Below are 17,868 nucleotides of genomic sequence, written 5' to 3' on the forward strand. Positions count from 1 at the left end.
GCCTGTGGGGGGTCAATCGACGTGGGCGGTGTGCGCGGCGCCCGGTGACGGGTCCCCCGGAGCCCCGCGCGCGGCGCCCGTACCGCTCCCGCCGGCCCGTTCGGTGTCGCCTCCGCGCGCCGCGTCGGCCGCGGCGATGAGCTCCGCGGGCCGTACCCCGCCGAAGGCCGCCACGAGGTGCCCGTCCGGCCTGATCAGCAGCACGGTGTGCGCCGAGGCGCCGGGGTAGCTCTCCGCCACCAGTAGCTCACCCTTCACCGGCAGCGCGGCCACGGCCTCGACGAGCCGCGGCATGACGCCCGCGGTCAGCCAGTGCCGCCGGTCCCACACCCCGGTACCGGGCGCGATCAGGACCACCAGCAGATGCCCCAGACCCAGCCGGTCGCGCAGGCGGACGGTCGTACCGTCCGGCGCGGTGACCCGTACGTCGGCGGCCGGCGCACCGGGGGGCGTACCCACGGGCGTGTGCGCCTCGGCGTGCGGAGGCGCAAGAGGCGAAAGCGCGTACGAAGGGGGCGCACCCAGCGGTCCGCACCCCAGGTGGCCATCGGTGAGCAGCGTGTCGTGACCGCGTGCGCTGCCAGGCACCAGCGTCCGCAGGCCGCCGCTCCCGCGCAGTATCGGGAGTGACTGGTCGGCGGCGCGGAGCCGTGCGGCGACCGCGGCCCTGCGCTCCGCCTGGTAACTGTCGAGCAGCAGTTCGGAGGCGCCGTGGTGCCAGCTCTGTGCCAGCTTCCACGCGAGGTTCTCGGCGTCCCGTACGCCCTCGTCGAGGCCCTGGGTACCGAGCGCCCCCAGAAGGTGGGCGGCGTCGCCGGCGAGGAAGGCCCGCCCGGACCGCCAGCGCTTGGCCAGCCTGTGGTGCAGGGTGTACACCCCGGTGTCCAGCAGTTCGTACGCCGGGGTCTCGCCGCACCAGCCCGCCAGTGTGTCGCGGACCCGGGTGATCAGCGCCTCAGGGGTGACCAGCTCACCGCGCGGCGGAAGCAGCCAGTCCAGTCGCCATACCCCGTCCGGCAGGGGCCGCGCGGTCACCTCGGGGCCGCCACCGCGCCACGGCGGCGCCCGGTGCAGTACGGCTTCGCCCGGCCAGGGCAGTTCGGCGCGGAGCGCGGCGACAGCATGCCGTTCCACCGCAGTCCGCCCGGGAAACCTGATGTCCAGGAGCTTGCGTACGGTGGACCTGGCTCCGTCGCAGCCGACCAGATAGCTCCCGCGCCACCAGGTGGCATCAGGCTCCCTGGTGTGCACGGTGACTCCGGCGGGGTCCTGTTCCAGGGTGTCGACGCGGCTGAGCGGCGCCATCCGCACCAGAGCGTGCGCGGCGGCCGCGGCACGCAGACCGCGGGTCAGGGCGTGCTGCGGCAGATGGACCGGGGCGGGCAGGGGGCCGGTCTCCGGCACCTCGCCGAGCGGCAGCTCGCGTACCAGCTGCTTGCGCCGCATCGAACGCCATCCGGACCACCGCAGACCCTCTTCGTGCAAGGTCGTGCAGCCGAGCCGTTCCACCAGCGCGGCGGTGTCCTCGCGCAGGACGACGGTGCGGGCGGGCCGCTGCTCGTCCTTGCCGGGACCTTCGTCGAGGACGACCGAGGGGACGCCCTGCGCCGCGAGGGCGAGCGACAGCACCAGACCGACGGGCCCGGCGCCGACGACGATCACCGGGTCCACGGCGCACACCTTCCGGCCCGTACGGTCGTAGGGGAAGTGGGGACGGAGGCTCGGGACATGATCACAGAACGTATGCAACCCACTGCCGGTGCTTGCGTCAAGTGACGGAGACCCGTGGCGGGGGGCACGGCAGATGCGCCGGTGCCCCCCGCGGTCGGATCATCGACGGGCCGTCAGGAGTCGGACGGGCCCGTGGACTTGGACGGGGGAGCCTCGATGACTTCGAGGCCGCCCCGGGGGCGGTCCCGACCACCGCGCCCGTGCTCTTCTTGCCACGCCGCAGGCGCGCTTCCAGCCAGCTCGCGAAGGACGTCAGCGCGAAGTTCACCGCGATGTAGACGAGGGCGATGATGGTGAAGCACGCGATGGTGTTGGCACCGTAGTTCGCGCTCATCGGACGGACCGACGCGAGCAGCTCCGGGAAGGTGAGGATCGCACCACCGAGAGCGGTGTCCTTCAGGATGACCACGATCTGGCTGACGATCGCGGGCAGCATGGCGGTGACCGACTGCGGCAGCAGCACGTATCGCATGGTCTGGCCCTTGCGCATGCCGATCGCCTTGGCGGCGTCGGTCTGGCCCTGCGGGAGGGACAGGATTCCGGCCCGCACGATCTCGGCGAGGACCGAGGCGTTGTACAGCACCAGACCGGTGACGACGGCGTAGAGCGGCCGCACGTCGCTGGCGATGTCGGTGAACTCCGAGTACGCGGCGTTCGCCGTGATCATCAGGATCAGCACGGGGATGGCGCGGAAGAACTCCACGAGGATGCCGGACGGCACCCGCACCGCCCGGTGGTCGGAGAGCCGGCCGATGCCGAACAGGGCCCCGAGAGGCAGAGCGATCAGCAGGGCGAAGAACGCGGCCTTGAGTGTGTTCAGGAGCCCTGGCCAGAGGTAGGTCTCCCACGGCTGGAAGCTCGTGAAGAACGGCTCCCACTTGACCCAGTCGAGCTGGTGCTTCTCGTCGAGGCTGACGTAGAGCCACCAGACCACGGCGGCGAGGGCCGCCAGGAAGACGACCGTGTACAGGACGTTGCGCCGCTTGGCGCGGGGCCCCTGTGCGTCGAAGAGGACCGATGCCGTCATCGCTTCACCGCCACCTTCTTGCTCACCCAGCCGAGGAGGAGCCCGGTCGGAAGGGTGAGGCAGATGAATCCGAAGGCGAAGATGGCCGAGATCAGGATGAGTTGGGCCTCTGCTTCGATCATGTCCTTCATCAGGAAAGCCGCTTCGGCCACGCCGATCGCCGCGGCGACGGTGGTGTTCTTGGTCAGCGCGATCAGCACGTTGGCCAGCGGGTTCACGACCGAGCGGAATGCCTGCGGCAGGATGACCAGCCGCAGGACCTGGGTGAAGCTCAGTCCCAGCGCCCGTGCCGCCTCGGCCTGGCCGGTGGGCACCGTGTTGATGCCCGAGCGCAGCGCCTCGCAGACGAAGGCGGCCGTGTAGAGAGCGAGCGAGAGCACCGCGAGCCGGAAGTTGATGACCTCGAAGTCGTCGCCGCCCCCGAGGGTGACCTGCAGGGTCTGGAAGAGGCCCAGCGACGAGAAGACGATGATCACGGTCAGCGGGATGTTGCGGACGATGTTCACATAAGCGGTACCGAACCCGCGCATCAGAGGGACCGGGCCGACCCGCATGCCGGCCAGCAGCGTTCCCCATAGGAGGGAACCGAGGGCGGAGTAGACGGTGAGTTTCACCGTCACCCAGAAGGCCCCCAGTAGGTCGTAACCTTCAAGAAAGTCGAACACGATCTCCCGTGCTTCCAGGTGTGGGGAGGGCTCGGTGCGCCGCCGCTGCGGCGGCGCACCTCATCGGCCCAGCTTCGGACCGCCCGGCGATGGGAGTGCTACTTGACGATGTTGCCGATCTTCGGCGCGGGCTCGTTCTTGTAGTTGGCCGGACCGAAGTTGTCCGTGACGGCCTTGTCCCACGCACCGTCGGAGACCATCTTGGTCAGCGCGGCGTCGATCTTCTTCTTGAGGTCGGCGTCGCCCTTCTTCAGGCCGATGCCGTAGTTCTCGTTGGTCATCTTGAAGCCGGCCAGCTTGAACTTGCCCTTGTGGGCGTCCTGCGCCGCGTACCCGGCGAGGATGGAGTCGTCCGTGGTCAGAGCGTCGATGGCCTTGTTCTCCAGGCCGGTGAGGCACTCGGAGTAGCCGCCGTAGTTCTGCAGCTGCGCCTTGGGGGCCAGCTTCTCCTTGACGTTCTTCGCGGAGGTCGAACCGGTGACCGAGCAGAGCTTCTTGTCGTTGAGGTCCTGGGGCGACTTGATGGAGTCGTCGTCGGCCCGGACGAGGACGTCCTGGTGCGCCAGGAGGTACGGGCCCGCGAAGTCGACCTTCTGCAGACGCTCGTCGTTGATGGAGTACGTGGCGGCGATGAACTTCACGTCGCCGCGCTCGATGGCGGTCTCACGGTCGGCGCTCTTCGTCTCGACGAAGTTGATGTTCCCGGCGTCGAAGCCGAGCTCCTTCGCGACGTACGTCGCGACGTCGACGTCGAAGCCGGTGAACTTCCCGTCGGGCGTCTTCAGGCCGAGACCGGGCTGGTCGATCTTGATACCGATCGTGATCTTCTCGCCACCGCCCGAACCCGACTCGCCTTCCTTGTCCCCGGAACCGCAGGCGGTCGCGGTGAGGGCGAGGGCGAGCACGGCGGCCGACGCGGCGGTGACCTTACGAAGCTGCATGGTGGTATTCCCTAGGTTGACGCGTTGTGCGCGAGGTGAGTGCTCAGCTGAGCCGGGACTCAGTGGTGAAGGATCTTCGACAGGAAATCCTTGGCCCGGTCACTGCGCGGGTTGCTGAAGAACTGGTCGGGCGCTGCCTCTTCGACGATCTTCCCGTCCGCCATGAAGACCACGCGGTTGGCGGCCGACCGGGCGAAACCCATCTCATGGGTGACGACGACCATGGTCATGCCGTCCCGGGCGAGCTGCTGCATGACCTCCAGCACCTCGTTGATCATCTCCGGGTCGAGGGCCGATGTGGGCTCGTCGAAGAGCATGACCTTCGGGTCCATCGCCAGCGCCCGTGCGATGGCCACACGCTGCTGCTGACCACCCGAGAGCTGGGAAGGGTACTTGTCCGCCTGGGAGGCGACGCCCACCCGGTCGAGCAGTGAGCGGGCCTTCTCCGTAGCGCCCTGCTTGTCCGTCTTGCGGACCTTGAGCTGGCCCAGCATCACGTTCTCCAGCACCGTCTTGTGCGCGAAGAGATTGAACGACTGGAAGACCATGCCCACGTCGGCGCGCAGGCGGGCGAGTTCCTTGCCCTCCTGCGGAAGGGGCTTGCCGTCGATCGAGATCGCACCCGAGTCGATCGTCTCCAAGCGGTTGATGGTGCGGCACAGCGTGGACTTTCCCGACCCCGAAGGCCCGATCACGACCACGACCTCGCCACGGGCGATCGTCAGGTCGATGTCCTGGAGCACATGCAGCGCGCCGAAGTGCTTGTTGACGTTGCTCAGTACGACAAGGTCGTTCGCCGCAGGCACGGCATCCTCGGCGGCCTTGGTCACTGAAACTCCGCTCATCGGCTTAATGCTCCGTCCTCCTCGGTTGGCAAGGACACTAGTGACGCAGCGCTACCAGCGTCATTACATCTGAGCGGAAATTGAGCATAACGATCCGGCCGCAACCGGACACACGGCGTGAACGGGACGTCCTCGGCGCTGCCGGGGCGTACCGGGTGCGTAACGGAAACCCTGCTGTAACCGGCAGGGCCTTGACTCACACACCCGTCATCGGCGTGGATGCCCTGGTAGGCAAACCGTCCCGGGTCGCCGGGCACAGGAAGGAGGGGTCCATGAGGCTGCTGCTCGTCGAGGACGACGACCATGTCGCCGCGGCCCTGTCCGCCGTGCTCGCCCGGCACGGTTTCCAGGTCGTGCACGCCCGCAACGGCGAGGAGGCCCTGCGGGCCCTGCTCCCCGCCGACAAGGAACCCTTCGGCGTGGTGCTGCTCGACCTCGGCCTGCCCGACCAGGACGGTTACGAGGTGTGCGGCAAGATCCGCAAGCGCTCCTCGATCCCGGTGATCATGGTGACCGCACGCGCCGACGTCCGGTCGCGTATCCACGGGCTCAACCTCGGGGCGGACGACTACGTGGTCAAGCCGTACGACACCGGCGAACTGCTCGCCCGTATCCACGCGGTCGCGCGGCGCAAGACGGCCGGTGACGAGAGCACGTCGGCAGCGGGCGACGGCCTGCTCCTGGGCCCTGTCCGGATCGAGCTGCCGACCCGCCGCGTCAGCGTCGACGGCGAGGAGGTCCAGCTCACGCGCAAGGAGTTCGATCTGCTGGCGCTGCTCGCCCAGCGCCCCGGGGTGGTCTTCCGGCGCGAGCAGATCATCAGCGAGGTGTGGCGTACGAGCTGGGAGGGGACCGGCCGCACGCTCGAGGTGCATGTGGCGTCCCTGCGTTCCAAGCTCAGGCTGCCCGCGCTGATCGAGACCGTGCGGGGCGTCGGTTACCGGCTCGTCTCGCCGTCCGCGTAAGGGCGTACGTTCCCCGTGCACACGCGTCTGCTTCCGCTGCTCATCATCCTCATGGCGGCCGTACTGCTCGCCCTGGGCGTTCCGCTCGCCGGGCGGGTGGCCGCCGCCGAGCAGCAGCGGCTGGTGGTGGACCGGATCGACGACACGGCGCGCTTCGCCGCGCTCGCCCAGTTCGTCAGCGTCTCCCTGCCGGGCAACGAGGAGCGCCGGCGCATCCTCCAGGCCGAGCTCGACGCGTACGACTCGGTGTACGGAATCAGGGCGGGCGTCTTCTACCGCGACGACCAGGCCCTGGCCAAGGCCCCGTCCTCCTGGATGGTGCCGACCGAGGGGGAGGGCCGACAGGCGTTCCGGGAGGCGCTGCTCGGGAGGCGCTCCCACGATCCGGGCCAGGTCTGGCCCTGGCAGACCGGACGGGTCGTCGTGGCCTCGCCCGTCGTACGGGACGGTGACGTCGTCGCCGTGGTCGTGATCGACTCACCCACCGGCGAGATGCGGTCCAGGACCCTGCGGGGCTGGGTGCTGATCGGTCTCGGTGAGGCCCTGGCCCTGCTCGTCGCCGTCGGCGCGGCCTTCCGGCTCACGGGCTGGGTGCTGCTGCCCGTGCGCATTCTGGACGCGGCCACGCACGACATCGCCAGTGGCCGGATGAGGTCCCGGGTCGCCGCTTCGGGCGGACCGCCGGAACTCCGGAGGCTGGCCCGTTCGTTCAACGAGATGGCTGACAACGTCGAAGACGTCCTGGAGCAGCAGCGCGCCTTCGTCGCCGACGCCTCGCACCAGTTGCGCAACCCGCTGGCCGCGCTGCTGCTGCGGATCGAGCTTCTCGCCCTGGAACTTCCCGAGGGCAACGAGGAGATCGCCGCGGTGCGTACGGAGGGCAAGCGCCTCGCCCAGGTCCTCGACGACCTGCTCGGCCTCGCGCTCGCCGAGCACGCGGCGGCCGACCTCCGGCTCACGGACATCGGCGCCCTCACGGCCGAGCGCGTCGCGTCGTGGCGCCCGCTGGCCGAGGAGAAGGGGGTGCGGCTCCTCCATGACGGGCTGTCGGCCGTCACGGGCTGGGCGGACCCGATCGCGCTCTCCAGCGCGCTCGACGCCGTCATCGACAACGCCCTCAAGTTCACGCCGTCCGACGAGGACGTACGGGTCACCGTCGCCTCCACGGGAGACAGCGTCACCGTACGGGTCGCCGACCGGGGGCCCGGACTGACCGGTGAGGAGCTGGAGCGCGTCGGCGACCGCTTCTGGCGCAGCAACCGCCACCAGAACGTCAAGGGCTCCGGGCTGGGCCTCTCCATCTCGCGCGCCCTGCTCACCGCGGGCCGGGGCTCGATCGCGTACGCCCGCAACGAGCCCCACGGGCTCCGGGTGACGGTGACCGTCCCGCGCCACCCTCCCCACGCGTGAGCGGTCCGGACCGCGCTACGGCTTGACCGACCGGTAGTAGCGCCTGGCCCCCTCGTGCAGCGGCAGCGGATCGGTGTAGATGGCCGTCCGCATGTCCACGACCTGCGCCGAGTGCACCTCACGCCCGATGCCGTCGCGGCTGGCGATCACTGTCCGGGTGAACGCCTCGGTCATCGCCGGGTCGGTACGGTCCGTGGTGACCAGCAGATTGGCGACGGCGACCGTCGGCACGGCCTGCCCCTGCTGCGCGTTGAGGTAGGCGTCGGCCGGCATCACCGCGGAGCGGTAGTAGCGAGTCGATCCGCCGACCGCCTGGAGCCGGGTGATCAGCGGGTCACCGAGCGGCACCAGCCGGATGGGCAGCCGCTCCGACAGCTCCTGCACGGCGTTGGTGGGCAGTCCGCCGGACCAGAAGAAGGCGTCGAGCGTGCCGTTCGCCAGCCGGGTGGGCATCGTGTCGATGCCCACCGGCACCGGGACGACGCTCTTCGCCGGATCGAGGTCCGCCGCGCCCATCAGCCGGTCCGCGACCAGGCGCACCCCCGAGCCGGGCTGCCCCACGCCCACCCGCTTGCCCCGCAGGTCGGCGACCTCCTGCACGTCCGAGTCGCGCGGTACGACGAGCTGCACGTAGTCGTCGTACAGCCGCGCGCAGGCGCGCAGGCGCTGGGCGCCGGGACGGCCGCTCTGCATGAAGGTGGCGACGGCGTCGGCGGTGGCGATGGTGAAGTCCGCCTTCCCCGTCGCGACCCGTTCGATGTTCTGCTGGGAGCCCTCACTGGTCTGCAGCCGTACGGACACCTCGGGCAGGTCCGTGCCCAGCGCTTCTTCGAGCCGCTCGCCGTACCGCTGGTAGACCCCGTTGCGCACCCCGGTGGAGAAGGTCAGCGAGCCCGTGGGCGAGGACTCCCCGATGGGCAGCACCCACCACAGCAGCAGCCCCAGGACGACCGTTACCACCGCACCGCCCTGAAGGGTGCGTCGTCGGTCGAATCGGGACAGTACGGAGAGCATGGCGCGATCCTGCCAGCCACTCCCCGTAATGGCCAGGCCCCGGCTCGGGACCCGGTGCCGTGAGCCCGCACCGGTAGTCCGGCGGCGAGGGGCGTCCCGCGAACCGCCTACCCTTGTCGCATGAGCAGCGGCAACCGGAGCGAAGCAGTGGACGTCCAGAAGAGCTACGAGGTACGCACTTACGGGTGCCAGATGAACGTCCACGACTCGGAACGGCTGTCGGGGCTCCTGGAGGACGCCGGATACGTCCGTGCGCCCGCCGGCGCGGACGGTGACGCCGATGTCGTGGTCTTCAACACCTGCGCCGTGCGGGAGAACGCCGACAACAAGCTCTACGGCAACCTCGGCCGGCTCGCTCCGATGAAGACCAAGCGCCCCGGGATGCAGATCGCCGTCGGCGGCTGTCTCGCGCAGAAGGACCGCGACACCATCGTCAAGCGCGCCCCGTGGGTGGACGTCGTCTTCGGTACGCACAACATCGGCAAGCTCCCGGTACTGCTGGAGCGCGCCCGCGTCCAGGAGGAGGCGCAGATCGAGATCGCCGAGTCCCTGGAAGCCTTCCCCTCCACGCTCCCCACCCGCCGTGAGTCCGCCTACGCCGCGTGGGTGTCGATCTCCGTCGGATGCAACAACACGTGCACCTTCTGCATCGTCCCGGCGCTGCGCGGCAAGGAGAAGGACCGCAGGACAGGCGACATCCTCGCCGAGATCGAGGCGCTCGTCTCCGAGGGCGTGTCCGAGGTGACCCTGCTGGGCCAGAACGTCAACGCGTACGGCTCCGACATCGGCGACCGGGAAGCGTTCTCCAAGCTGCTGCGTGCCTGTGGCGCCATCGAGGGCCTGGAGCGGGTCCGCTTCACCTCCCCGCACCCGCGTGACTTCACGGACGACGTGATCGCCGCCATGGCTGAGACCCCCAACGTGATGCCGCAGCTCCACATGCCGATGCAGTCGGGCTCGGACACCATCCTCAAGGCCATGCGCCGCTCGTACCGGCAGGAGCGTTTCCTCGGAATCATCGAGAAGGTGCGTGCCGCCATGCCGGACGCCGCCATCTCGACCGACATCATCGTGGGCTTCCCCGGCGAGACCGAGGAGGACTTCGAGCAGACGATGCACGCGGTCCGCGAGGCGCGCTTCGCCAACGCCTTCACCTTCCAGTACTCCAAGCGCCCCGGGACGCCCGCGGCCGACATGGAGGGCCAGATCCCCAAGGCGGTCGTCCAGGAGCGGTACATGCGCCTGTCGGCCCTCCAGGAGGCGATCTCCTGGGAGGAGAACAAGAAGCAGGTGGGCCGCACCCTGGAGGTCATGGTGGCCGAGGGCGAGGGCCGCAAGGACGGCTCCACGCACCGCCTCTCCGGCCGCGCACCCGACAACCGCCTGGTCCACTTCACCAAGCCCGCCCAGGAGGTGCGCCCCGGTGACGTGGTGACGGTCGACATCACGTACGCGGCTCCGCACCACCTGCTCGCCGAGGGCGCCCCCCTGGGCGTGCGCCGCACGCGCTCGGGCGACGCCTGGGGGGCACGCACCGCCGCCGCGGCCAAGCCCGCCGGTGTGATGCTGGGCCTGCCGGGCATCGGAGCGCCGGCCCCGCTGCCGGCCGCTTCCGCTCCCGGCTGCGGCCGCGACTGACGCCTTCGCACTCCGGAGATCTTCACGGTGCGCGGAGATCTTCCCCAGTACGCTGACCGGCATGCTTGTCGCTGCCGCCGTCTGCCCCTGTCCGCCGCTCCTGGTCCCCGAGGTCGCCGCCGGAGCGGCGTCCGAGCTCGACGACGCGCGGACCGCGTGCGCGGACGCCCTGGGTGTCCTCGCCGCGGCCCGCCCTGATCTGCTGATCGTCGTCGGGCCCGCCGACGACGGCCACGCGGGGCCCTATCCCGCCGGATCGACCGGCTCCTTCGAGGGGTTCGGAGTCGCCCTCTCCGTCCGCCTCGGCAGCCCGCCGGGCGACACCGCTGCGGCGGGGCGGGCGCTGCCGTCCTCGCTGGCACTGGGCGCGTGGCTGGTGGACCGGGCGCGGTGGTCGGGCGCCGCGGTCGAGGGGCTGGCCGTGGGGGAGCGGCTGCCGGCCGACAGCTGCGCCCTGACCGGCAAGGAACTGGCGGCCAGGGCCGACCGGGTCGCCCTGCTGGTGATGGGCGACGGAAGCGCCTGCCGCACGGTGAAGGCACCCGGATACCTGGACGAGCGCGCGGCGGACTTCGATACGGCCGCGACCCGTGCCCTGGGTGACGCGGACCTTCCCGCTCTGAGCTCGCTCGACGCGGCGCTGGCGTACACGCTCAAGGCGGCCGGCCGGGCGCCCTGGCAGGTGCTCGCGGGGGCGGCGGATGGCGCGGGCCTGGCCGGACAGCTGCTGTACGCGGACGCCCCGTACGGCGTCGGCTACACCGTCGCCGCGTGGTCCTGACGAACCGCCGTGACCTACCCGTACGTGAGGGGGCCCGGAGCGCATCGGCTCCGGACCCCCTCACGTCCCGGACCGCCGAGGTCAGGCGGTCGGCGGCTTGGCGCCGCCCCCGTCCTTGTGGCCCAGCCGGTCCACGGCGTCCTTCGCCTTCTGGGTGCCGGTCACGATCTTGTCGCTGTACTTGCCCTTGGTCTTCTGATCGACCGTTCGCGCGGCCTTGTCGAGACCCTGCTCGATCTTGCCCCCGTGCTGGTGCGCGAGGTCGCCGACCTTGTCCTTGGCCGGAGCGAGCTTGGCCTTGAGGTTGTCCAGGAAGCCCATGGGTCGCCTTTCGTGCGGTGGAGACTGTGCTCGGGCGTGTTCTCCCGCTCCATTATCCGCCGCCTCGTCGAGGGGCGGTGCGGACGAGAGCGGGGAGGCAATACGTGTACGGGATATTTGTACAACATTTTACCCAGGCGTGCGCCCGCCCCATAAGAGCTTTCCCGTCGTTCTCCGCGCCCACGGCCCCGCATGCCCGTCCTGTTCGGGAAGTGTCCCGGTCTTTGGGAGACTGGGGCGGTGAGAACACCAGCTCCCACCCCCCGCGTCATCACCGTCGTAGGCCCCACCGCGGCCGGCAAGTCCGATCTCGGGGTATTCCTCGCCCAGCGGCTCGGTGGCGAAGTGGTCAACGCGGACTCCATGCAGCTCTACCGGGGGATGGACATCGGTACGGCCAAGTTGACGCTCCCCGAGCGCGGCGGCGTCCCGCACCGGCTCCTGGACATCTGGGACGTCACCGAGGCGGCGAGCGTCGCCGAGTACCAGCGGCTGGCCCGCGCCGAGATCGACCGGCTGCTGGCCGAGAACCGCACCCCCGTCCTGGTGGGTGGTTCAGGGCTCTACCTGAAGGGCGCCGTCGACGCCCTGGAGTTCCCCGGTACGGACCCCGAGGTGCGCGCACGGCTGGAGCGGGAGTGCGAACGGGACGGCTCGGGCGCCCTGCACGCCCGGCTCGCCGCCGCGGACCCGGCGGCCGCCCGCGCCATCCTGCCGAGCAACGGACGCCGCATCGTGCGTGCCCTGGAGGTGATCGAGATCACGGGCAAGCCCTTCACGGCCAACCTCCCGGGTGACGAACCGGTCTACGACGCCGTGCAGATCGGGGTGGACGTCGGCCGCCCCGAACTCGACGAGCGGATCTCCGTCCGCGTCGACCGGATGTGGGAGGCCGGCCTCGTCGAGGAGGTGCGTGCCCTGGAAGCCCTGGGGCTGCGTGAGGGGCGCACGGCCTCCCGCGCGCTCGGCTATCAGCAGGTGCTCGCGGCGCTCGCGGGCGAGTGCACCGAGGACGAGGCGCGCGCCGAGACGGTGCGCGCCACCAAGCGGTTCGCGCGCCGGCAGGACTCCTGGTTCCGCCGCGACCCGCGCGTCCACTGGCTGAATGGTGCCGCCGACCGGCGCGCGGAACTCCCGCAACTGGCGCTGGCGTTGGTCGAACGAGCGGTTACAGCCTGATCACGTGATGGCATCGGGACGCTCCGCCCGTCCTTCCCTCGCCCGTGAGCGTGCCATCATCGAGCATCGATCGACCAGTGGAGTCCGAGTTGGGAGGGCGCGTGGCGATGGAGGCCGGCCCTCGCGACACAGACCGGGACGTACCGGGTACGCACCACGAGGCGGGACGTCTGAGCCCTGACGGGCCCGACGAGCACGACGTGACCCCCGAGGTCGAGGTCGAGCTGCGCCCCGCCCGCCGGCTGCGCATCTGGCAGCTCGCGCCGATCGTCATGCTCGCCGCACTCGGCTCGCTGATGTTCGCCTTCCCGCTCGCCTTCGAGTTCGGCGACGGCGGCGCCATCGTGGCGATGCTGGGCCTGCTGATCAGCTGCTGCGCCGCGGGCTGGGGCATGATGGCCGCCCGCCGCGTCGGCCACACCTGGCCCGGCCTGCCCGCCAGGGGCTCCGGCGAGCGCCCTGACTGGCGGGTGCTGGCCCTGTACGTGATCGTCGGCACCGGGCTGGTCGCGCTTGCCGTCTGGCGCGTCGCCCGGCTGCGCTGACCCGGCGCTCCTTCCGTGCGGTCCGCCTTCGCGGGCTGTCGGTGGCGGCTCGTACAGTTGCTCCGTGAGCACTTCGCAGATCGCCTTCCTCAAGGGTCACGGCACCGAGAACGACTTCGTGATCATCCCCGACCCGGACAACGGCACAGACCTGCCCGCGTCCGTCGTGGCCCGGCTGTGCGATCGTCGCGCCGGCATCGGTGGCGACGGTCTGCTGCACGTCGTACGCTCCGCCGCGCACCCGGAGGCGCGGGCCATGGCGGCGGAGGCCGAGTGGTTCATGGACTATCGCAACGCGGACGGCTCCGTGGCCGAGATGTGCGGCAACGGCGTCCGGGTCTTCGCCCGCCACCTCCAGCGGGCCGGACTCGTCGCAGAGGGCGACCTCGCCGTCGCCACCCGGGGCGGCGTCAAGCGGGTGCACATCGCCGGTGACGGCGACATCACCGTCTCCATGGGGAAGCGCGTGCTCCCCCAGGAGCACGTCACGGTCACGGTGGACGGCCGCAGCCGGCCCACCCGCAACGTGAACATGGGCAATCCCCACGCCGTGGTGTTCGTCGAGGACCTGGCCCACGCCGGCGACCTGTACTCCGCGCCGGAGTTCGCTCCCGCCGCCGTCTACCCCGACGGTGTCAACATCGAGTTCGTCGTCGGCCGGGGGCCCCGCCACGTCGCCATGCGTGTGCATGAGCGCGGCTCCGGCGAGACACGCTCCTGCGGTACGGGAGCCTGCGCCGTGGCCGTCGCGGCGGCCCGCAGGGACGGCGTCGACCCCGAGCTCACCGGAAGCCCCGTGACGTACAGGGTGGACCTGCCCGGCGGCACGCTGATGATCACCGAGCACCCGGACGGGGCCGTCGACATGACGGGACCCGCCGTGATCGTCGCCGAGGGGTTCATCGACCCGGCCCTGCTCGAAACCGTGCACGGATAGGACTTCGCTCGAATGGGTGATCCGTTTCATGCTGACCGAGAGCCGGACTGCGCCACGTGGTGGGGTCGGTAGCATCAAGCACCGGCCCCGGGACGCATCCGCGCCTCCTCGCCGCCGGCCGACGTCGCCGGAGGTGCCCATGAGTGCAGAGGCCGCCAATCCAGGTGCTCCCCTTCGCAGGCGGGGGCGGGCCCGGATCGATCTGCGCAGGATCGGCCGCGTGGCGCTGCTCGGCCCGGTCTCCCGCGACCGTCTGCCCGATGCCATCGGCCATGTCGCGGACGCCCATCGGGCCCACCATCCGGACGCCGACCTCACCGTCCTGCACAGGGCGTACGTCCTCGCGGAGTCCTCGCACCGGGGCCAGATGCGCAAGAGCGGCGAGCCGTACATCACGCACCCCCTCGCGGTGACCCTCATCCTCGCCGAACTGGGCGCGGAGACCACGACCCTGACGGCCTCCCTCCTCCACGACACGGTCGAGGACACCGAGGTGACGCTCGATCAGGTGCGGGAGCAGTTCGGCGAGGAGGTCTGCTACCTGGTCGACGGCGTCACCAAACTGGAGAAGGTGGACTACGGGGCGGCGGCCGAGCCCGAGACCTTCCGCAAGATGCTCGTCGCCACCGGGAACGACGTCCGGGTGATGTCGATCAAACTCGCCGACCGGCTGCACAACATGCGCACCCTCGGAGTGATGCGCCCCGAGAAGCAGGTCAGGATCGCCAAGGTCACCCGTGACGTCCTCATCCCCCTCGCCGAACGTCTCGGCGTGCAGGCGCTGAAGACGGAACTGGAAGACCTCGCCTTCGCGATCCTGCACCCCGAGGAGTACGAGCGCACCAGGGCCCTGATCGCCGGCTCCGGCGGCCCGGACGACCCCCTCGCCGAGGTCGCCGAGCGGGTCAGGACCACGCTCCGGGACGCCGGCATCTCCGCCGAGGTCCTGATCAGGCCCCGCCACTTCCTCTCCGTGCACCGGGTGAGGGTCAAACGCGGCGAACTGCGCGGGACCGACTTCGGGCGCCTGCTGGTCCTGGTCACCGACGACGCGGACTGTTACGCGGTCCTCGGCGAACTCCACACCTGCTTCACGCCGGTGATCTCCGAGTTCAAGGACTTCATCGCGGCCCCAAGTTCAACCTCTACCAGTCCCTGCACACCGCCGTCGTCGGCCGGGACGGGGCCGTCGCCGAAGTCCTCATCCGTACGCACCAGATGCACAAGGTCGCCGAAGCGGGCGTCGTGGCGCTCGGGAACCCGGACAGCACGGCGGCCCAGCAGTCCGAACCCGCGGACGGCGAACGCGCCGACCCGACCAGGCCGGGCTGGCTCTCCCGGCTCCTCGACTGGCAGGAGTCCGCACCCGACCCGGACACCTTCTGGACGACACTCCGCGCCGACCTCGCCCAGGACCGGGAGATCACGGTCTTCTCCGCGGACGGAGGCACGCTCGGCCTGCCGGCGGGCGCGAGCTGTGTCGACGCCGCGTACGCGCGGTACGGCGACGGGGCGCACGGCTGCATCGGAGCGCGTGTCAACGGCCGGCTCGCCACGCTCAGCACCGTACTGAGCGACGGCGACACCGTGCAGCCGCTGCTCAGCCAGGACGCGGCCTCCGGCCCCTCCCCGGACTGGCTGGACCACGCGCGCACCGCCGCCGCCCGGATCGCCATCAACGCCTGGCTCGACGCCCATCCCGAGGATCAGCAGCCCCCCTCGGGCCGGGCCGACGCTCCCAGGCCGCAGTCGCAACCGCAGCCCACGCAGCCCGCGGACGACCCGCGGCGCGGCCCCGGCAAGGAGGGGGCGCGCGTCGCGAGCGTCGCCGTGGACGGACCGGGGACGGCGGTACGCCTCGCGGGCTGCTGCACCCCCGTGCCCCCCGACGAGGTCACCGCCTTCACCGTGCGCGGAGGCGCCGTCACGGTGCACCGTACGGAGTGTCCCGCGGTGGCCCGGATGCGGGCCACGGGGCGCCCCCCGGTCGCGGCCCGCTGGAACGAAGGGGAGTGGCAGGACGCGGGGGAGTGCCGGGTCACCCTGGTCGCCGAATCCTTCGGACGGCCGAGACTCCTCGCCGACCTCACCGAGGCCATCGCCTCGGCGGACGCCGCCATCGTCTCGGCCACCGTGGAACCACCGAGCGAGCAGCGGGTGCGTCACACCTACACCCTGCAGATCCCGGACGCCGCCGGGCTTCCCGGACTCATGCGGGTTATGCGGGACGTCCCCGGTGTGTACGACGTGAGCCGGGCCCAGCACCAGGCGGCCACCGGCTGACGCCTCCCGGGCCCCGGACGATCTCGTTCGGGTGGTGTGGCGCGCGGCACCCCCACGGGGCGGGCGGTCGCTGGTAGCCGTAGTCCATGCCGTTCATCTCCCGTCGACTGCGCGCCGCTCTGCTGGCCACCGCCTCGGCCACCCTCGTCGCCGCCACCCTCCCCTCGCCCGAGCCGCTCGGCATCGGGGACCGACTCTTCCCCTATCTCGGAAACCCCGGATACGACGTCCTGTCGTACGACATCTCCTTCACGTACGACGGCCGCAACACCGAGCCCCTGGACGCCGTCACCACGATCGAAGCCCGGACCACCGAACCTCTGGAGCGCGTCAACCTCGACTTCGCCCGAGGCAAGGTCAGCGCCGTCGAAGTGAACGGTCTGACCTCCGACTTCGCGACGACGCGCGAGGACCTGGTCGTCCAGGCCCCCACCGCGATCCCCGCCGGAGTGCCCCTGCGCATCACCGTCCGGCACACCAGCGACCCGAACGGCAGCCGGGCGGAGGGCGGTTGGCTGCGCACCTCGGACGGCCTCGCCATGGCCAACCAGGCCGACGCCGCCCACCGCGTCTTCCCGGGCAACGACCACCCGGCGGACAAGGCGTACTTCACCTTCCGGATCACCGCTCCCGAGAAGCTGACAGCCGTGGCCAACGGCCTGCCCGTCAGCACCCAGCGCCGCGGGGCCACGACCACCTGGACCTACCGCACCGAGCACCCGATGGCCACGGAGCTCGCCCAGGTGTCCATCGGCACCTCCGCGATCGTGCACCGCACCGGACCCCACGGGCTCCCCCTGCGCGATGTCGTGCCCGCCGCGGACCGGGCCAGGCTGGAGCCGTGGCTGAAGAAGACGCCGGACCAGATGGCCTGGATGGAGCGCCAGGTCGGCCGGTACCCGTTCGAGACGTACGGGCTGCTCGTCGCCGACACGAGCACGGGCTTCGAGCTGGAGACCCAGACGCTCTCGCTCTTCGAACGGCCCCTGTTCACCGAGCCCGGTTACCCCGAGTGGTACGTCGACTCGGTCATGGTGCACGAGCTGGCCCACCAGTGGTTCGGCAACAGTGTCTCCCCGCAGTCCTGGTCGGACCTGTGGCTCAACGAAGGACACGCCAGCTGGTACGAGGCCCGGTACGCCGAGGAGCACGCGGACCAGCCGCTCGAACGCCGGATGCGCCAGGCGTACACCCGGTCCGACGCCTGGCGGGCCGCCGGAGGCCCCCGGCATATCCGGACGCCCCGGAGCCGGGCCACAAGATCAGTCTGTTCAGGCCGGTGGTGTACGACGGCAGTGCGCTCGTCCTCTACGCCCTGCGGCAGGAGATCGGCACGGCGGCGTTCGACCGGCTGGAACGGACCTGGGTGCGGCGCCACAAGGACGAGTCCGCGACGACGGCGGACTTCACCGGCCTCGCCTCCCACATCGCGGGCCGCGACCTGGGTGCGTTCTTCCAGGCGTGGCTGTATGGCGAGAAGACACCGCCGATGCCCGGGCACCCGGACTGGCGCAGCGAGAAGCCCAAGACCGGATGAGCCCGGCGCGGGCGGGGCAGGGAGCGGTGGGAGACGCCGGTAAACCCGG

At 70.8% G+C, this 17,868-nt stretch carries 14 protein-coding genes and 2 pseudogenes; 9 read left to right on the top strand and 7 right to left on the bottom strand.

What is annotated here, in order from left to right; all coding sequences use genetic code 11:
- Positions 1-12: 12 nt before the first annotated feature.
- From Sfulv_RS21815 to Sfulv_RS21835, 5 genes are all read right to left on the bottom strand, one after another.
- A complete protein-coding gene (locus Sfulv_RS21815) occupies positions 13-1,671 on the bottom strand; it encodes an FAD-dependent monooxygenase (RefSeq protein ID WP_173316236.1) in 1,659 nt (552 codons plus the stop codon).
- Between the two features lie 97 nt (positions 1,672-1,768).
- On the bottom strand, positions 1,769-2,758 hold the full coding sequence (locus Sfulv_RS21820) for an amino acid ABC transporter permease (RefSeq protein ID WP_173316237.1): 990 nt from the start codon (positions 2,756-2,758) through the stop codon (positions 1,769-1,771).
- On the bottom strand, positions 2,755-3,423 hold the full coding sequence (locus tag Sfulv_RS21825) for an amino acid ABC transporter permease (RefSeq protein ID WP_173316238.1): 669 nt from the start codon (positions 3,421-3,423) through the stop codon (positions 2,755-2,757). The genes Sfulv_RS21820 and Sfulv_RS21825 overlap by 4 nt, the downstream gene beginning before the upstream one ends.
- Positions 3,424-3,521: 98 nt before the next feature.
- Positions 3,522-4,364 carry a glutamate ABC transporter substrate-binding protein gene (locus tag Sfulv_RS21830; protein ID WP_173316239.1) on the bottom strand — a complete coding sequence of 281 codons (843 nt, stop codon included), beginning with the start codon at positions 4,362-4,364 and terminating at the stop codon, positions 3,522-3,524.
- A 59-nt stretch (positions 4,365-4,423) separates the two neighbouring features.
- Positions 4,424-5,209, bottom strand: coding sequence for an amino acid ABC transporter ATP-binding protein (locus tag Sfulv_RS21835; protein WP_173316240.1), 786 nt, complete (start codon positions 5,207-5,209; stop codon positions 4,424-4,426).
- Positions 5,210-5,481: 272 nt separating this feature from the next.
- Between Sfulv_RS21835 and Sfulv_RS21840 the strand changes: the two genes are divergently transcribed.
- Together Sfulv_RS21840 and Sfulv_RS21845 are read left to right on the top strand one after the other, a co-directional pair.
- Positions 5,482-6,174 carry a response regulator transcription factor gene (locus Sfulv_RS21840; protein ID WP_173316241.1) on the top strand — a complete coding sequence of 231 codons (693 nt, stop codon included), beginning with the start codon at positions 5,482-5,484 and terminating at the stop codon, positions 6,172-6,174.
- A gap of 15 nt (positions 6,175-6,189) precedes the next feature.
- Positions 6,190-7,584 carry a sensor histidine kinase gene (locus tag Sfulv_RS21845; RefSeq protein ID WP_173316242.1) on the top strand — a complete coding sequence of 465 codons (1,395 nt, stop codon included), beginning with the start codon at positions 6,190-6,192 and terminating at the stop codon, positions 7,582-7,584.
- Between the two features lie 15 nt (positions 7,585-7,599).
- On the opposite strand, the gene Sfulv_RS21850 is transcribed toward Sfulv_RS21845, so the two are convergent.
- A complete protein-coding gene (locus Sfulv_RS21850; RefSeq protein WP_173316243.1) occupies positions 7,600-8,598 on the bottom strand; it encodes a TAXI family TRAP transporter solute-binding subunit in 999 nt (332 codons plus the stop codon).
- Between the two features lie 120 nt (positions 8,599-8,718).
- On the opposite strand from Sfulv_RS21850, the gene miaB reads away from it, so the two are divergent.
- Together miaB and Sfulv_RS21860 are read left to right on the top strand one after the other, a co-directional pair.
- A complete protein-coding gene (miaB, locus tag Sfulv_RS21855; RefSeq protein WP_173316244.1) occupies positions 8,719-10,236 on the top strand; it encodes a tRNA (N6-isopentenyl adenosine(37)-C2)-methylthiotransferase MiaB in 1,518 nt (505 codons plus the stop codon).
- Positions 10,237-10,297: 61 nt separating this feature from the next.
- Positions 10,298-11,017 (top strand): class III extradiol dioxygenase subunit B-like domain-containing protein, encoded by a 720-nt coding sequence (locus Sfulv_RS21860; RefSeq protein WP_173316245.1) that lies wholly within the window; start codon positions 10,298-10,300, stop codon positions 11,015-11,017.
- 81 nt (positions 11,018-11,098) lie between these two features.
- On the opposite strand, the gene Sfulv_RS21865 is transcribed toward Sfulv_RS21860, so the two are convergent.
- Positions 11,099-11,338, bottom strand: a complete 240-nt coding sequence (locus Sfulv_RS21865) for an antitoxin (protein WP_173316246.1) — start codon at positions 11,336-11,338, stop codon at positions 11,099-11,101.
- A 240-nt stretch (positions 11,339-11,578) separates the two neighbouring features.
- On the opposite strand from Sfulv_RS21865, the gene miaA reads away from it, so the two are divergent.
- From miaA to Sfulv_RS21890, 5 genes and pseudogenes are all read left to right on the top strand, one after another.
- The gene (miaA, locus tag Sfulv_RS21870; RefSeq protein ID WP_173316247.1) at positions 11,579-12,517 is read left to right on the top strand and encodes a tRNA (adenosine(37)-N6)-dimethylallyltransferase MiaA; all 939 of its coding nucleotides are present in this window, start codon (positions 11,579-11,581) and stop codon (positions 12,515-12,517) included.
- 107 nt (positions 12,518-12,624) lie between these two features.
- A complete protein-coding gene (locus Sfulv_RS21875) occupies positions 12,625-13,062 on the top strand; it encodes a hypothetical protein (protein WP_173318100.1) in 438 nt (145 codons plus the stop codon).
- 64 nt (positions 13,063-13,126) lie between these two features.
- Positions 13,127-13,999, top strand: coding sequence for a diaminopimelate epimerase (gene dapF, locus Sfulv_RS21880; protein WP_173316248.1), 873 nt, complete (start codon positions 13,127-13,129; stop codon positions 13,997-13,999).
- A 139-nt stretch (positions 14,000-14,138) separates the two neighbouring features.
- Positions 14,139-16,282 (top strand): annotated as a pseudogene (locus Sfulv_RS21885) (RelA/SpoT family protein).
- An 86-nt stretch (positions 16,283-16,368) separates the two neighbouring features.
- A pseudogene (locus Sfulv_RS21890) lies at positions 16,369-17,819 on the top strand (M1 family metallopeptidase).
- Positions 17,820-17,868: the final 49 nt, after the last annotated feature.

The sequence above is a fragment of the Streptomyces fulvorobeus genome (genome assembly GCF_013167895.1).
Lineage (GTDB): Bacteria > Actinomycetota > Actinomycetes > Streptomycetales > Streptomycetaceae > Streptomyces > Streptomyces fulvorobeus.

What these genes read in the sequence shown, in the direction of transcription:
- Sfulv_RS21820 (WP_173316237.1), bottom strand. Translation starts at nt 2,758, where the DNA reads ATGACGGCATCGGTCCTCTTCGACGCACAGGGGCCCCGCGCCAAGCGG.
- Sfulv_RS21830 (WP_173316239.1), bottom strand. Translation starts at nt 4,364, where the DNA reads ATGCAGCTTCGTAAGGTCACCGCCGCGTCGGCCGCCGTGCTCGCCCTC.
- Sfulv_RS21835 (WP_173316240.1), bottom strand. Translation starts at nt 5,209, where the DNA reads ATGAGCGGAGTTTCAGTGACCAAGGCCGCCGAGGATGCCGTGCCTGCG.
- Sfulv_RS21840 (WP_173316241.1), top strand. Translation starts at nt 5,482, where the DNA reads ATGAGGCTGCTGCTCGTCGAGGACGACGACCATGTCGCCGCGGCCCTG.
- Sfulv_RS21850 (WP_173316243.1), bottom strand. Translation starts at nt 8,598, where the DNA reads ATGCTCTCCGTACTGTCCCGATTCGACCGACGACGCACCCTTCAGGGC.
- miaB (WP_173316244.1), top strand. Translation starts at nt 8,719, where the DNA reads ATGAGCAGCGGCAACCGGAGCGAAGCAGTGGACGTCCAGAAGAGCTAC.
- Sfulv_RS21860 (WP_173316245.1), top strand. Translation starts at nt 10,298, where the DNA reads ATGCTTGTCGCTGCCGCCGTCTGCCCCTGTCCGCCGCTCCTGGTCCCC.
- Sfulv_RS21865 (WP_173316246.1), bottom strand. Translation starts at nt 11,338, where the DNA reads ATGGGCTTCCTGGACAACCTCAAGGCCAAGCTCGCTCCGGCCAAGGAC.
- Sfulv_RS21875 (WP_173318100.1), top strand. Translation starts at nt 12,625, where the DNA reads ATGGAGGCCGGCCCTCGCGACACAGACCGGGACGTACCGGGTACGCAC.